Below are 15,918 nucleotides of genomic sequence, written 5' to 3'. Positions count from 1 at the left end.
GCCTTGTAATGCATATCATGAGGCTCTGCCTCAACAGATGTATTGGAGGCAGAGCCTCCTACTAGGGGTTCCCAGCCAGAGACTGGGAACAAGTTAAGCACTGCGCCCCGTCTCTAAACTCCTAACTCTAATACCCGATGCGCCATTTCCAACTTAGAACACATCGGAATCTCAACTTCTTTCCCTTTCCTATCTATATATATAGCCTTATTTGTATCGCTACCAAATCCGCTACCAATTTCATCAATGGGATTAGCAACAATTGCATCTAAATTCTTCCTTTGCAATTTATCCCTAGCTGGAGTCACAATATCCCCAGTTTGAGCAGCGAAACCAATCAACTTTTGATTATCGCGTTTATGACTTGCTAATTCAGCAATAATATCGAGTACATTCTCCAAAATTAAAGCTTCCGGAAGCGCCTTTTTCGGTAACTTCTGCGAACTATATTCCTTCGGTTTCACATCCGCAACAGCAGCCGACATAATAATGATATCCGCATCTGGCAAGCACCGTAACATTTGCAAACGCATTTCCTCAGCAGTATCTACCGTTATACCCTTAACTCCCAAAGGAAAATCCCAACTTGCCGCACCGCGTACCAAAGTCACATCCGCACCGCGATGTAGAGCCGCATGTGCTAAAGCCAACCCCATTTTTCCCGTAGCCGGATTGCCGATAAACCTCACCGGATCTAAATATTCTCGCGTACCTCCAGCACTAATTAAGACTTTCTTACCAGAAAAATCTTGCTTTCCCCCAGTTTGCAACAACGACTGTACGTAAGCAACAATCTCCCTAGGTTCAGCCATTCTTCCCGCACCAACCCTGTCGCAAGCTAATAAACCCGATGCAGTATCTAAACCGTGAAAGCGACTTAAATTTAAAACCTTCTGCCAATTCTCTTGTACCGTTTGCTGCTCCCACATATCGGTATTCATCGCTGGAGCCAGCAAAATGGGACAAGTTGAAGCTAAAACAGTATTTAATAAAAGATTGTCAGCTATTCCATAAGCTAACTTTGCCAAAGTATTCGCTGTCAATGGAGCAATTAACAAAATATCTGCCCATTCTCCCAACTCGATATGTAAAGGGCGAGAATTACCCGAATACCAAAAATTCTCGTCAGTATAAGCAGACTGACGAGAAAGAGTAGAGAAAGTTAAAGGTGTAATAAAGTGCTGTGCGGAGTTTGTCACAATTGTGCGTACTTCCACTCCAGATTTAAACAAAGTAGAAACAACTTCACAAATTTTATAAGCAGCGATGCCGCCACAAACACCAATCAACACCCTTTTCATTTATCAGTTAACAATCAACAATTTATCAATTTTCACCCGGAGGGTGCAGATAATCAATAAACATCCTAAAACTTATATATACCAAAGCCTTACGGAATATGAGAACTGACGATCCACACCTTTTGAGCAAACGACTGATAACTGTTAACTGTTAATTGTTAACTGACAACTGATTACGCTTCGTCGTAGGCTTCCAAATCCAAAAGGTGGATGTAGGATTCTACTAACTCGGGACGTTGAAACGCGATCGCACGCAGTAAATGCCAATCTTCCAAACCTTCAAAAGCATTACTGTAATCGTCTTGTTCCAAACGTATAGCCAATTTATCCACTTCCTGTGAAGTCATAGTGGCGATATTGGTTTTAGAAATGGTCAAAGTCTTCATCTGTTAGCCCCTCCCATAAGTAGCAACACCATCCAGCATGGGTTTATTTGCGCTTAACGCATCCACCCGATCTATCTTACTCATTAGTAGACGCGAATTACGTGAATTTTCTTCCGGGAATTCACCGTACTTTGTAAAGCTTTTGTAACCTTAATTAAGTAAGGTTGCTGAGAATGAAAGTACGTGCGACATCCAGCATTTGAGAACTAATTTGATGTCCTCCCTCAAATTCATAATACTCTAAAGGAACTGCAAGGGATTCTAGTACATCTCGGGATTTTGTTGCAGCTTGTAAAGGCACAACTGCATCTTGTTTCCCGTGCATAATTAACACTGGCGGTAGAATATTTGTAGCAGGGGTTTCAATATTTTGAATATTTGAATGTAAATACCCACTCATAGAAATTAAACCACAACAGGGCAGCTTTAATCCTACATCTAAAGTCATCGCCCCTCCCTGAGAAAAACCACTCAAAATTGTTTGCTTCAAAGGTATGCCCGTACTATTTTCTAAAGACTGCAAGCAATCAATTAGCAATTCCCGGCTTTCAGTTAACCCTTCATACATATTATCTTGACTTAGGTCATACCATGCTCTGCCTATGGGTGAGTGAGGATGGGGAAAAGGTGCATTAGGAAATACAAAATGATACCCCGGTAATTGTAAAAAAGGTACTATTGATGCTACATCTTCTGCATTTGCACCCCAGCCGTGTAAGATGACAATTAATCCTTTAGTCGCATCTCCACTATTGGGTGGTACGTCGATAAAATCTAAAGCCTTAGCCATTATTCAATAGAAAGAAATCCGGTTTGCTCTCCTAATATTACTTGTTGGGTGAGATCGTAGGGAATAGGAAGTAGTGAGTAGCAAGTAGCGAGTGAAGAGTTAGAACTTATTGATTTTTAACCTTTAACCTGTAACCTTTGACCTTTAACCCCCTCTTAGTCTTAAAATATTCTTTGCCCTGCTAATAAATTAAGATTCCAGGAAAGTTATTGATTATGGCGCGTCTAGCACTGCTGAGTGTATCTAACAAAACAGGCTTAGTCGATTTTGCTCGAAGCTTGCAAGAAGAGTTTAACTTTGAATTTATCAGCAGTGGAGGCACCGCTAAAGTTTTAAAAGATGCCGGATTAACTGTTACTAAAGTTGCCGATTATACCGGTTCGCCGGAAATTTTGGGTGGACGAGTAAAGACTTTACATCCGCGAATTCATGGCGGTATTTTAGCGCGAAGAGATAATTCTCAAGATGTGGCGGATTTACAAGACAATCAAATTCGTCCGATTGATTTGGTAGTTGTAAATCTTTACCCTTTTGAGGAAACTATAGCTAAAGACGGAGTTACTTTACCCGAAGCTGTCGAACAAATTGATATCGGTGGCCCAGCAATGTTAAGAGCATCTGCAAAAAACTTTGCTCATCTTACAGTACTATGCAATCCGGCACAGTATGAAGAATATTTACAAGATTTACGTCAAAATAAAGGCGAAGCGTCTTTAGAATTTCGTCAAAGAGCCGCTTTAAAAGGATTTTTACATACTTCTGAATACGACCAAGCAATTTCGGCTTATTTAAGCAATCAAATTTCTGGCAATCAAGAAACTCCTCAACAATTCACGATTACAGGTAAACAAGTACAATCCTTGCGCTACGGCGAAAATCCCCATCAAACTGCTGCTTGGTATCAAACGGGAACGACTAGCGGATGGGCTGCTGCGACTAAATTACAAGGCAAGGAACTCAGTTACAACAATTTAGTTGATTTAGAAGCTGCTAGACGCATCATCACCGAATTTACTGATACTCCCGCAGCTGTAGTTCTCAAGCATACTAATCCCTGTGGTGTAGCTTTGGGTAATACTTTGGTAGAAGCTTATCAAAAAGCCTTCAATGCCGATTCAATTTCTGCTTTTGGGGGTATTGTGGCTTTAAATCAACCAATCGATGCTGCTACTGCTGCAGAATTAACCAAGACATTTTTAGAATGCGTAGTTGCACCGGGCTGTGAAGATGATGCAAAGGAAATTATCGCCGCTAAATCCAAGCTGCGGGTATTAATACTGCCAGATTTACAAAGCGGAGCCAAAGAAACTATCAAAGTCATTGCCGGTGGTTTCCTGATGCAAGCAGCAGACGATATTATAGCCGACAGCAATAAATGGCAAATAGTCACTGATAAAAAACCCAGCCAGAAAGAAATAGAAGAATTACTGTTTGCTTGGAAAGTTTGCAAGCATGTTAAGTCCAACGCAATTGTAGTTAGTAAAGAACTCACTACCCTAGGGGTAGGGGCGGGACAAATGAACCGAGTCGGCGCAGTCAAAATTGCTTTAGAAGAAGCTGGAGAGAAAACTAAAGGCGGATTTCTTGCTAGCGACGGATTTTTCCCATTCGATGATTCAGTTAGAACCGCAGCATCTGCGGGAATTACTGGTATTATTCAACCGGGTGGAAGCCTGCGCGACCAAGATTCTATAAAGGCTGCAAATGAATTAGGCTTGTCTATGATTTTAACCGGTAATAGGCATTTCTTGCACTAAAAATTATACAGCATTATACCATAAAAATTACTGATTTTTACAAAATGTTGTCTGAGATGCTTTTCATTTCATCCAGCTAGTGCTAATCTATAGTTGTGTGTGTGAGGAGCAAAGTGAAAAGCGCTTGGGGTGGAAACACGGCAACACTCCCGAGCGCTTTTTGCTTTCTAGTTGTTAGATTTTTTGAGCCAGCATTGTAATAACCACGTACTTCTCATAATTCACCAGAATTCGAGATATTGAGCAACCCGGTTTTTTTTGAAAAAACTGGGTTTTTAAATTTCCACAAATAATTCTAAAATCCTTGCTGTAACTGAAAAGTTTCTCTTCTTAACCGGTAATTAATTAATGTTCGCTGTGCAAACTGTCACCCCACACACTTGTGCATTGACAGAAGTAGTGCTAACCTATGGTTGTGTGTGAGGAGCAAGTGATAAACAGAAAGCGTTTGGGGTGGAAACACGGCAACACTCCCAAACGCTTTTTGTATTTTTAGTTACAGTTAACAGTTACCAGCTATTATTTGAGGTTTGATAACTTTCAACTCCTAACTTTATCTCTTCATTTCTTTAATCTTCATCCAAAGCGGGGAAAGATTCCTCAATAATCCATAATCTTTCTTTATTCTCGACAAACCAGATACGAGTTTCGGGAGTTAATTGTTTCCAAATTTCGTCTACAGGTGCATGAGGGGAAGAGTACTGAAATTCCTTACCGAGTAATTGCAGGTTTGCGGCAACGCCATCGGGAATACCAAATTCATTCCAATCAATTTCTCTTTCAATACCACTAACTCCTTTACCAGGATCGTAAACTAGTTGTGCAGCTCTTATTAAGTCAGCAAAGTGTACTGGCTTTAATTTGTACAGTTCTTCAATACGAAGTGCTTCTCTATTATTTTGAGACATAGCAGTTCCCAGCAGTGCATATTTATCGTTTTACAGAACTTACTGCCAGAGGTTTTCCCTACTCTAATATTTATATTTTAATATTTTACCTTAGAAAAATAATATTTAATCGACTGATATAATAACGCCAACTCAAGGGAATTATATATATATCTTGTATCTAACTGGCTGCTTGTATGGGGTGAGTGTATGCCAATTGCATTAATATTTATAATTATCGCGATAATATTAACTTTATTAGTCCACAAAAAACGTAATGGCGGAAGTAATAGATATCATGCTCGTACATCCGATAGGGGATGTAAAGCTCTTCGACGTAAATTATTAAATCTCGTACATCATAATACAGCCGATAGATTGATTAACTCAGCAAAGCGTCAGCATCCCGGTAAATCGGAACGCTGGTATTTAGAAAAGGTAATTTACGATTTACAGCGCGGACGTTAAGAACGTAATTGAGCTATTATCGTTTTCGGATTCCAGTAAGCGCGAGTAGTTTGAATCTTACCAGCATCGTTAATTTCTAAAACTGTAATACCTTCAACGCTGACAGTCTTCTGCGTTTTACTAACTCCTCGCATTGTCCATTTGACAGCAGCTTCATTTCCGGCAATAAAAATATGCTCTTTTGTGACTTCAAGTTGTGCAAACACAGCTTGTAATTGTCCGATAAATTCTTGAAATCCTTCATGAATTACAGTTGGTGGTTCCCCGACTGGATCGTAACTCAAAGCATCTTCAGCAAAATTTTCTACCCAACCTTGGGCATTCATAGCTGACATATTTTCTAGATAAGAGTTGACAATAGATTCGATTTGTTCTGGTGACATAGGGTAGGTTAAAGGTCAAAATTCAAAGGTTAAAGTTATCTATGTAGTTGCAAAGATTAACAGCTAATTAATTATTTTCAATCAAAACTGTAACCGCAGCGACAGCAATCAACATTTCGTCATTTTTATCTTGCAATACTTCAATAGCTTTTCCTTCAACCATCATTCCCCCAGATTGCAGGGTAAGGCTTTTGCGTCCAAAAGGCAATACTGCTAAAACTTCCTCTTCCCTTACTTGCTCCGGATATGGTAGAGCAATCTGCACTTCTACAATCATTTCATTCGGATCGCTTAAACCAGCAACTTCAAACACTCCGATTAAAGCATTGTTAGCGATCGCGTTTCTCACCGCTCTTTTGGCTGCCACGGTTGGTTCTTGCCCGTGTTGATCTATACCCATTCCCATTTCTATAATAAATCGCTGGCGTGCCATAGCTATCCCCGATAATTTCCGATTTTATATCTGTACTGTAACGATTTAAGTGCCCCAAGGGAAACTCTAGTACTCGTTTTCATTAGTTTTGGCGTATAAAAATTGGGAGGGGGGAGAGGGGGAAGAGGGGGTAGAAAAAATTGATACCCATCACATTAGTAACTGGTAACTGATAAATTTATTTTTGACTTCCTCAAAAAAGTAAAAGGCAAGAGGTAAAAGTAATGGGAAGAATTTCTACTTTTACCTTTTGCCTTCAGCGTTTTTGCATTGGATATGGGTAAATTATGCTACCACAAGTTTTTTTAAATTATCAACTGTTAAAAATTAATCAAAATCCGAGAATTTATGCTTGTTTGCACGTAATCGCCGTCATTTAACTAATCTCCCTAAATATCTTCCAATATCATCACAATTTAACCTATATAGATTCAGAATTATTACCGATAAATAAATTGAGGTATTTCCTCAGAATCTGACAACTTCATGAAAACAATTTTAAAATGATTGGCGATCGCCTTGAATTATTTAGTGCAATTAACTACAGAGAATAAGCATTGTAACTAATGCATCGTTTACTGATGAATAGATTATTTCAGTATATCAACCGCTGACTGAGTAATAAAAGCTGCTCAATAATACATATATCACTAATCAGTTAAAGCTTTTAATCAAACTTGCTTTTTGATTTTTCTGTCAAGAAATAAAATCTTTTAGTCTAGCATCTATCACAGTTAAAAATATATGTTTCTCACTACACTTGTTACTCATCCAGCTTTTTTCTTTAGATATATTGTAATTGTTATTATCTCAATATGTTTACACGAATTGGCTCATGGTTTTGCGGCGTTGAGTCAAGGAGATGACACTCCTAAAAAATTAGGACATATAACTTTGAATCCCGTGGTTCATATGGGAGTTGAATCAATAATTTTTCTATGTCTTGTTGGTATGTCTTGGGGACAAATGCCTGTAAATCCCTATAAATTTCGTAATGGTAAATTCAGCGATATTTTAGTATCCGCAGCAGGGCCTTTATGTAATTTAGCTTTAGGGTTTATATTTATTGCATTACTATCTCTTTTTTACAATTCAGGATTTATTAGTAAAGATTTTCTTTATCTCGCAGCTAGAATTAATTTAGCTCAATTTATATTTAATTTATTACCCATCCCTCCACTAGATGGTTTTCATATATTTAGTAATATTTTTCCAGAATTAAAGCAGTTGGAACGTAGTCAAATGGGAGCATTTGGTTTAATGATTGTATTTCTAATTCCTGGTTTTGGTGCGGGATTAATCACGATTGTAGATTTAATAATTACAAATTTTTTGAGATTGACATTAGCGTTTTAAGCGAAGTATTAAAATCCGATTTTACGAACGCAGTAATATTTATACAACTTACGCTTAATTCTTAAAAATATGCTTCCGGTTTTTCTAATTGTACTTGTATTAATTTCATTTCTAAGTCTTGTAAGTGTAATAGCTGCATTTTAAAGTAAAATTTGAAACATGGAAGTTTTGGGTTGAGCAACGAAAGCCAACCTAGAATTTTTTTTTATTCGTCTGCTGACAATCAACGGTGTAGTTGCGGTTTCAACCATGGTTTCCAAACAAACATCGTCTTAACGCTTCAACTGCATAAGAAATAAAAACCGTCGTAAAACATCATAAGCACAGAAAAAATAGCTGTTCATAAAAGTACGTATATTCATGCATAAAAGTACAAATAACATGTATTTTTATGACTGTACTTTGCTTGTTAGACATATCTATACTGTGAATTGCTTGATGTTAAAGACAACAAAAATGAAATTATATGTTTATTAATACGCTTATCCAAAATCCGGTTTTTTTCTTTAGATATATTGCAATTCTGATAATTTCAATAACCTTACACGAACTTTGTCATGGTGTTGTAGCGATGGCTCAAGGAGACAATACACCAAAGAAAGCAGGACATATTACTTTAAATCCCGTAGTTCATATGGGATGGCAATCAATAATTTTTCTATGTATAGCAGGCATATCTTGGGGACAAATGCCTATAAATCCTAATAAATTTCGTAATGGTAGAATCAGTGATTTTTTAGTATCTGTAGCAGGTCCTTTATGTAATTTAGCTTTGGGATTTATATTAATTGGACTGTTATTAAGTTTTTATAATTCAGAAATAGTCAGTACGGAATTTCTTCATTTGGCTGCTAGAGTTAATTTGACTTTATTTTTCTTAAATATACTACCCATTCCTCCCCTGGATGGATTTCATATATTCTGTAGCTTTTTTCCTAGTTTTAAGCCATTTCAAGATAGTCCAATCGGGATGTTCGGTTTAATAATTATATTTTTAGTTCCCGGCTTCGCTGAAGGTTTAGTTATGTTGTCCGAATTAATTATCAGAAGTTTTCTATAAACTCAAATTGCATTTTTAAATTAAAAATTACTTATCAATTTTTAATTGTTCGACAATTCCTTAAAAGCTTACTCAATTCTTACAAGCTGATGAATTATCGTAAAATAGCTGTAGTAGCAGCATCCTTAGTATTCGCAATGACGATAAATACTAAACAAACATTTGCACAAAGTACAGGAAATATAGTTAAATATAAAAATTATGATGGTTTTCTCATCGAAGATAGCAAAAATATATTCACACCATTAAAAAAAGAGTATATTAATTTAGCTTTAGATAGAAAATCACCTTTATGTCAAATAAATCAAAATTCAATCTTGGAAGATTGGATTAATTTATTCTGTAGATTAATTATTTTGGTAAGCTTTGGCTCTGTAGGTGTTATGGGCAGTTCAGTATTAACAGAACGCTATGTTAAATTAATTGTCAAAGATATACTTCCGGTTTTTCTGATTATATTTATCTCAATTTCACTCCTGGGTATTACCAGTGCGATCGCTACATTTAATTTTTCTTCCTTAACAGCTTCGACTAGTTTTTCTGTTAGTTCTCAAAATAGCTGTATCTCAAAGTAAAACCTGAAATATGGGAGTTAATGATAATATACTTCCATTATGAATATCAATCGCCGAAAATTTATTACCACTTTGGGTTTAGCAACTATCTCTACCCAAATACCACTATTCACCGTTCAAGCTAACATATCTCCTGATGCGATTATTAAACCACCACGTTTAAAAATTGGCGATACAGTCGGATTAATTAGTCCTGCTGGTATCATTGATTCCGCAGACGTTGAAGAAGCAAGAAAAATATTTACTTCACTAGGTTTAAAAGTTAAAGCAGGTAGACATATTTTAGATAGATACGGTTATTTAGCGGGGCAAGATAGAAATCGCGCTCGTGATGTTAATGCTATGTTTACCGATAAAACTGTTAAGGCAATAATTGCAATGCGTGGTGGATGGGGTGGAAATCGTATTCTGCCATTACTTAATTATAATTCTATTCGCGCTAATCCTAAAATTATTATGGGGTACAGCGATATTACATCTTTGTTATTAGCAATTACCGCCCGTAGCGGACTTATAACTTTTCATGGCCCAGTAGCTACTTCTACTTGGAATAATTTTACTTTGAAATATGTAAAAAGTATATTATTCTATGGTCAAGCCGTGACAATGAATAATACTTTAGTTACTAAACTTCAACGCGAAATAATTACACCAGGTAAAGCAAGAGGTAAATTTATGGGTGGAAATTTGTCAGTGATAAATTCCATGTTGGGTTCGTCTTATTTACCAACATGGAAAAATAGTATTTTATTCATAGAAGATATCGGTGAAGATGTTTACCGCGTAGATAGGATGTTAGTTCAATTAAAAAACGCCAGAATTCTGAATCAGCTATCCGGCTTTGTATTTGGACAATGCACTAGATGTAGCATGGGAGACGAACCTTCATTAACTTTAATGCAGGTATTACAAGAACATATTCGCCCCTTGAGGATTCCAGCATGGTATGGTTCAATGATTGGTCATATCAGGGATAAATTTACACTTCCTATAGGTGTAAAAGTAGAAATTGATGCGAATAGTGGAACGATAAAAATGTTAGAAGCGGCTGTTAGTTAATTTGCATTAATAAGGTAAATAATTATATGAAATATTTTAAGTATCATGCAATTGGCAATGATTACATAGTGATTAATCCAAAGGATGTTTCTAAATCTTTCACTACCGAACAAATTCAAACAATCTGTAATAGAAACTTTGGTATTGGTTCTGATGGTATTCTGTATGGGCCATTAACATCCGAGAAAGGACAATTTTTATTAAAAATATATAATCCTGACGGTAGCGAAGCAGAGAAAAGCGGAAATGGATTGAGAATTTTCTCCCGTTATTTGTGGGATACCAAACTAGTTAAAGAAGAACAATTTATTATTGAAACATTAGGTGGTTTAGTTAAATCTTCAGTTCTAGAAAACGGTAAAACCGTCCGTGTTGAAATGGGTAAAGTCAGTTTTGACAGCGATAAAATACCCGTCACGGGAGAACCTAGAGAAGTAATTTCCGAAAATATTACAGTTGACAATAAAACCTTTACATTTTGCGCTGCCACTATTGGCAATCCTCATTGTGTAATTCCTTTACCTGAAATTACGCCAGAGTTAGCAAAGAAGTATGGTTATTTAATCGAAAACCACAAATATTTCCCAAATCGCATCAACGTACAATTTATGAAAGTACTTGATAGAGAAAACATTCAATTAGAAATTTGGGAAAGAGGTGCTGGTTACACATTAGCATCGGGAAGCAGTAGCAGCGCAGCAGCAGCGGTTGCACATCGTCTTGATTTATGCGATCGCTCAATTACTGTACATATGCCAGGAGGAAATATTTTAATTGAAATTAGTGAAGATTTTTCGATCCAAATGACGGGTTCAGTTACTAAAGTAGCTGAAGGAATAATGTCTGAAGAAATGTTTATCAGTTAACAGTGAGCTGTGAGTTGTGTAAACAATTAGAAGTCAGATAAAATTTACATCTTGCACCAATTTCAGGAATCCGGTTTATAATTGTGAAAACAGTATTATTTCCTTATCTAACCAACAAGAAACTGGGTTTCTTTGAGCCGAATTGAGAATGGTGTAAGAAGTCAGATTTAATAGAATCAGGACTAAGGCTGCGCGTCACACAACTTGGGTGGTGCGTGACACTAAAACCCTGATTATTACGTTAAAAATCAAATTAAGTGTCACAGCACCCTACAGCAGAAATGTGCCAGTTGCGGCCATTCCTAAGAATCTACAAACATATTATTTTTTCCTCTTTACTATTAACTGCTGACTGTTAACTGCTGACTGTTAACTGTTCACTGTTTTAAAAATCAATCATTGTCTGCCGATAAACATTTGGCATTCCAATATCAAAAGTTTTGCCATCAACAACCAAACCAGTCATTCCCTCAGCTTGCCTTAGTTTTTCTAAGCAAGATGTCAACTGAAACTCGCCCTTCTCTCGAAAATCAGTATTAATATGCTCCTCTAAAAAATCAAATATTTTCGGCGTTAGCGCATATAAGCCAAATATACATAAAAATTCATTGTCAGCCATTCCTTCCACTCGTAAATTTTTCCGGGCATATTCAATAGTAGGCTTTTCAAAAACTTGCGTAACTTTTAAAATCGATTTTTTTTCTTGCCAAACTCCCGTAATACATCCAGCCTTATGAATCATTTCCTCTGGTAAAGAATTCAATCCAATAACACTGTGACTAACTTGTTCGTAAGCCCGTAAAACTTGAAAAGCACAGGATTTTTCGGCATCAGACGAATAGATATGGTCTCCTAACATTAACAAAAAAGGTTCATTACCCACCCATTCCTTGGCACAAAAAACTGCATGTCCGTAACCTTCTTGTTTGTCCTGTGCTAAAAATGTAATTTTACTACCTAAATCCTGAAGATATTTACAATATTCCTGATTTTGCTGTGAAAGCTTGTTAAAAAGTTTAGATTGTGGTGAGTTGTTAAAATAACTTTCAAAAACATCTCTATCATCCGGTTGCGTTACAATTCCAATTTCTTCTATCCCCGCATTCACAGCTTCCTCTACAATCGACTGAATTACCGGTTTAGCTCTACCATCCTTATCAATTACCGGAAACAATTCCTTTTTTACAACTTTCGTTGCTGGAAATAAACGAGTACCAAAACCAGCAGCAGGAATTACAGCTTTTTTAATTTGATTCTTCATTTTAAATTTTAGATTTGGGCATGGAGCATGGTGAATTGCGCCAAAAGGAATAGTCAAGAATGAGCAAGGATGATGAGGTGATGAGGTAACGAAGTAATCGGGTGGTATGGATTTTTAGTTCATAATCTCCTTGTATCCTCCTTTCCAATCTTTTCATTCCTTGGAAACAAGCAATACCATCTTCGTAGTGATTTTACCTTGTAAATACTTTGTAAACTCTTATCCCAGATTCTCAGTGACTGTTGATAATGCTGAGTTGTTTTTTACTATGTCAGTTGACAAACTGTCACTCAGTCAATTCCCTGATAATGGTCTTAAAAGATATTCTATATTTGTGCAAGGAGTGATACCACTTCACAACACGTTTGCTATAAGCTTATTCTCGCAATCCCTAGCTCTAAGGGGATAATGTCGAGTTCAAATGTTGCATCAAACAAGTGGAATGGTATAACTTTATACAGATAAGGCGCTTGGTAGGCAAAACTGTCAGGCGCTTTTCCATGTAACGTATGAAGCATAAACAATCAAAAAATGAACTTAAATAGAAAACCGGGGAGTTTAGCCCCGGTTGTGTCAATTAGTAAACCTGCACAAGTGAAATAAAATTTAAGTGATAACGAAATTTACCAACTTGCCGGGTACTACAATCACTTTCTTAATGGTTTTATTCTCGGTATGGCGTTGAGCGACTTCTGAAGAGCGAGCGTACTTTTCTAATCCTGCTTTATCCAATTGTGCTGGAACTTGTAAATCGCCGCGTTTCTTGCCATTGATTTGAATCACCAAAGTTATTTCATCAGCAATTAAAGCTTCGGGATCGTGTTTAGACCAGTTTGCAGTATGTACTGAATTATGATTACCCAACAAATGCCATAATTCTTCAGCTATGTGAGGAGCAAAGGGAGCCAGCATCGAAACTAAAGTATTAATGCCTTCTGCATAAATTGGTGAATCTTTGCACTTAGCATCATTCAAGGCATTACTTAACTTCATCAATTCAGAAATAGCAGTGTTAAATTGATAATCGCTGTCTACATCTTCGCCGACTTCTTTGATTGCAGTATGAATTGCTCTACGTAAATCTTTTTCAATTTTGGATTTGGGATTATTTTGTTTAGATTTCTTTGATGATTGGGGATTATTTGCAAAATCAGTTACCAAGCGCCAGACTCGGTTAAGAAAGCGGAATTGTCCTTCAACATCAGCTTCATCCCATTCCAAATCTTTTTCGGGGGGCGCTTTGAATAGAACAAACATCCGCGCCGTATCAACACCATATTTCGCAATTACATCTTCGGGCGCAACACCATTACCTTTAGATTTGGACATGGTAGCGTAAACTTGTTGCAGAGGTTCGCCGGTTTCAGGATCGCGAGGATTAGCAGCATCTACCAAATTAGAAGCAACCCACTTATCTTTACCAGCCTTATTCGGATTGGTATAGGTTAAACCTTGTACCATACCTTGAGTTAACAGGTGTTGAAATGGTTCATCAAAATTAAGTAAACCTCTATCCCGCAATACTTTAGTAAAGAAGCGGGAATACAATAAGTGCAAAATTGCGTGTTCGATACCGCCAACATATTGATTAACAGGCATCCAGTCATTTACTTTAGCCGAATCAAACACCTGGTTATCATTCTTAGCATCGGTAAACCGCAAGTAATACCAAGACGAATCAATAAAAGTATCCATCGTATCGGTTTCCCGCTTCGCTGGCTTACCGCAACTGGGACAATCTACATTTACCCAACTTTCCAATTGCGCCAAGGGCGAACCACCTCGTCCTGAAAATTCGACATTTTCGGGCAATTCTATAGGTAAATCTTTATCCGGTACCGGTACCGCTCCACAGTCGGAACAGTGAACGATAGGAATCGGTGCCCCCCAATATCGCTGACGAGAAATCAACCAATCCCGCAAGCGATATTGTACCCGTGCTTGACCAAAACCTTGCTTTTGGGCATATTCCACAATTGCTTGCTTGGCTTCAGTTGACTGCATTCCGTCAAACTGGCTGGAGTTTACCAAAATACCGGGTTCGGTATAGGCTTTTTCTGTCTCTACACTATTATCGGTAGGTGCAACAACAAACTTGATAGGTAAATTCTTTTCTCCAGCAAACTTAAAATCTCGTACATCGTGAGCGGGTACACCCATGACAGCCCCGGTACCGTATTCGTAAAGCACGTAATCGGCAATCCAGATGGGAATCTCTTCCCCAGTAAAGGGATTGATTGCTTTGCCACCAGTACTCATACCGCGTTTGGGCTTATCTTCGGCAGTACGTTCTAATTCGCTTTGATTTCCAACTTCTTGAACAAAAGCTTCAACTGCTGCTTTTTGTTCCGGTGTCGTTACCTGCTTAGTTAAAGGATGCTCTGGTGCTAACACTACATAGCTCACACCATATACAGTATCGGGACGTGTTGTATACACGCCGATTTTCTGATCCATTCCTACAATCGGAAATTCCAAATAAGCTCCCGTAGATTTACCAATCCAGTTAGCCTGCATTGTTTTAACCCGATCTGGCCATCCCGACAACTTATCCAAATCTGTTAGTAATTCTTCGGCGTAATCAGTAATTTTGAAGAACCACTGCCGTAAAAGTTTACGCTCAACTATGGCACCACTACGCCACGAACGACCTTCACTATCAACCTGCTCGTTCGCCAATACAGTTTGATCTATGGGGTCCCAATTTACTGCTGCTTCCTTTTGATAAGCTAAACCTGCTTGGAAAAACTGCAAAAATATCCACTGCGTCCACTTATAATAATCAGCCGAACAAGTTGCAACTTCGCAATCCCAATCAATAGATAAGCCCAGACGTTTTAATTGCCCGCGCATTTGCTCAATGTTTTGATAAGTCCACTTTGAAGGTGGTACTCCTCGTTTAATCGCAGCATTTTCCGCCGGTAAGCCAAAAGCATCCCAACCCATCGGATGGAGCACCCGATAACCTTGCATTCGTTTGAGACGGGCAATTACATCTGTAATCGTATAGTTACGAACGTGACCCATATGCAGGTTACCCGAGGGGTAAGGAAACATCGATAGCGCGTAGAATTTTGGCTTGCTACTATCTTTAAGGGTTTTATCTAAACCCATTTCGGCCCATTTATTTTGCCAATGAAGCTCAATTTCTGCTGGGTTGTATCGGGTGTCCACCGAAAATACTCCTAATGCAACTGTAATTGTGTCTGAAGACCTATTGTAAATGCTGCTGGGGAGATGGTGAGTCTATTCTTAAAGTAGCGAGTCACGATTAGGGAATAACGGTTGAACAGTTGTGCGAAGGTAATTTAGGATTTGCATTTCACTTGCGACTCC

The 15,918-nt window shown here is 37.7% G+C and carries 15 protein-coding genes; 7 read left to right on the top strand and 8 right to left on the bottom strand.

Translation table 11 applies throughout. From position 1 onward, the window contains the following. Nucleotides 1-113: 113 nt before the first annotated feature. The 3 genes from coaBC to RIV7116_RS22180 all read right to left on the bottom strand — a co-directional run bounded on the left by coaBC (nucleotide 114) and on the right by RIV7116_RS22180 (nucleotide 2,477). On the bottom strand, nucleotides 114-1,301 hold the full coding sequence (gene coaBC / locus RIV7116_RS22190; protein ID WP_015120563.1) for a bifunctional phosphopantothenoylcysteine decarboxylase/phosphopantothenate--cysteine ligase CoaBC: 1,188 nt from the start codon (nucleotides 1,299-1,301) through the stop codon (nucleotides 114-116). Between the two features lie 173 nt (nucleotides 1,302-1,474). Next, on the bottom strand, nucleotides 1,475-1,687 hold the full coding sequence (locus tag RIV7116_RS22185; protein WP_015120562.1) for a DUF2555 domain-containing protein: 213 nt from the start codon (nucleotides 1,685-1,687) through the stop codon (nucleotides 1,475-1,477). A gap of 154 nt (nucleotides 1,688-1,841) precedes the next feature. Next, nucleotides 1,842-2,477, bottom strand: coding sequence for an alpha/beta hydrolase (locus RIV7116_RS22180; RefSeq protein ID WP_015120561.1), 636 nt, complete (start codon nucleotides 2,475-2,477; stop codon nucleotides 1,842-1,844). Between the two features lie 215 nt (nucleotides 2,478-2,692). On the opposite strand from RIV7116_RS22180, the gene purH reads away from it, so the two are divergent. Then, nucleotides 2,693-4,234 (top strand): bifunctional phosphoribosylaminoimidazolecarboxamide formyltransferase/IMP cyclohydrolase, encoded by a 1,542-nt coding sequence (purH, locus tag RIV7116_RS22175; RefSeq protein WP_015120560.1) that lies wholly within the window; start codon nucleotides 2,693-2,695, stop codon nucleotides 4,232-4,234. Between the two features lie 569 nt (nucleotides 4,235-4,803). Here purH and RIV7116_RS22170 read toward each other — a convergent pair. Next, nucleotides 4,804-5,142, bottom strand: a complete 339-nt coding sequence (locus RIV7116_RS22170) for a hypothetical protein (RefSeq protein ID WP_015120559.1) — start codon at nucleotides 5,140-5,142, stop codon at nucleotides 4,804-4,806. 189 nt (nucleotides 5,143-5,331) lie between these two features. On the opposite strand from RIV7116_RS22170, the gene RIV7116_RS22165 reads away from it, so the two are divergent. Then, on the top strand, nucleotides 5,332-5,589 hold the full coding sequence (locus tag RIV7116_RS22165; RefSeq protein WP_015120558.1) for a hypothetical protein: 258 nt from the start codon (nucleotides 5,332-5,334) through the stop codon (nucleotides 5,587-5,589). Here RIV7116_RS22165 and RIV7116_RS22160 read toward each other — a convergent pair. Further along, nucleotides 5,586-5,972 carry a nuclear transport factor 2 family protein gene (locus tag RIV7116_RS22160; protein WP_015120557.1) on the bottom strand — a complete coding sequence of 129 codons (387 nt, stop codon included), beginning with the start codon at nucleotides 5,970-5,972 and terminating at the stop codon, nucleotides 5,586-5,588. The genes RIV7116_RS22165 and RIV7116_RS22160 overlap by 4 nt on opposite strands. A 67-nt stretch (nucleotides 5,973-6,039) precedes the next feature. After that, complete coding sequence (locus RIV7116_RS22155) at nucleotides 6,040-6,405, bottom strand: Lin0512 family protein (RefSeq protein ID WP_015120556.1); 366 nt, start codon at nucleotides 6,403-6,405, stop codon at nucleotides 6,040-6,042. Between the two features lie 744 nt (nucleotides 6,406-7,149). Here RIV7116_RS22155 and RIV7116_RS22150 point away from each other — a divergent pair. The 5 genes from RIV7116_RS22150 (at nucleotide 7,150) to dapF (ending at nucleotide 11,321) form a co-directional block, all read left to right on the top strand. Next, entirely contained in the window at nucleotides 7,150-7,761 is a 612-nt protein-coding gene (locus RIV7116_RS22150; RefSeq protein WP_015120555.1) for a site-2 protease family protein, read from the top strand. A 466-nt stretch (nucleotides 7,762-8,227) separates the two neighbouring features. Continuing rightward, entirely contained in the window at nucleotides 8,228-8,821 is a 594-nt protein-coding gene (locus tag RIV7116_RS22145; protein WP_015120554.1) for a site-2 protease family protein, read from the top strand. Between the two features lie 89 nt (nucleotides 8,822-8,910). Further along, a complete protein-coding gene (locus RIV7116_RS22140) occupies nucleotides 8,911-9,396 on the top strand; it encodes a hypothetical protein (protein WP_015120553.1) in 486 nt (161 codons plus the stop codon). Between the two features lie 39 nt (nucleotides 9,397-9,435). Continuing rightward, on the top strand, nucleotides 9,436-10,455 hold the full coding sequence (locus RIV7116_RS22135) for an LD-carboxypeptidase (RefSeq protein ID WP_015120552.1): 1,020 nt from the start codon (nucleotides 9,436-9,438) through the stop codon (nucleotides 10,453-10,455). A 26-nt stretch (nucleotides 10,456-10,481) separates the two neighbouring features. Beyond that, a complete protein-coding gene (gene dapF, locus RIV7116_RS22130; RefSeq protein ID WP_015120551.1) occupies nucleotides 10,482-11,321 on the top strand; it encodes a diaminopimelate epimerase in 840 nt (279 codons plus the stop codon). A 385-nt stretch (nucleotides 11,322-11,706) separates the two neighbouring features. On the opposite strand, the gene RIV7116_RS22125 is transcribed toward dapF, so the two are convergent. Both RIV7116_RS22125 and leuS read right to left on the bottom strand, forming a co-directional pair. Next, entirely contained in the window at nucleotides 11,707-12,582 is an 876-nt protein-coding gene (locus tag RIV7116_RS22125; protein ID WP_015120550.1) for a UTP--glucose-1-phosphate uridylyltransferase, read from the bottom strand. A gap of 606 nt (nucleotides 12,583-13,188) precedes the next feature. Continuing rightward, nucleotides 13,189-15,756, bottom strand: coding sequence for a leucine--tRNA ligase (gene leuS / locus RIV7116_RS22120; RefSeq protein ID WP_015120549.1), 2,568 nt, complete (start codon nucleotides 15,754-15,756; stop codon nucleotides 13,189-13,191). Between the last annotated feature and the right edge of the window lie 162 nt (nucleotides 15,757-15,918).

The sequence above is a fragment of the Rivularia sp. PCC 7116 genome (assembly GCF_000316665.1).
Taxonomy (GTDB): Bacteria; Cyanobacteriota; Cyanobacteriia; order Cyanobacteriales; family Nostocaceae; genus Rivularia.
Note: the sequence above shows the minus strand (reverse complement) of the source record. Positions and strands in the feature narration are given on the sequence as shown.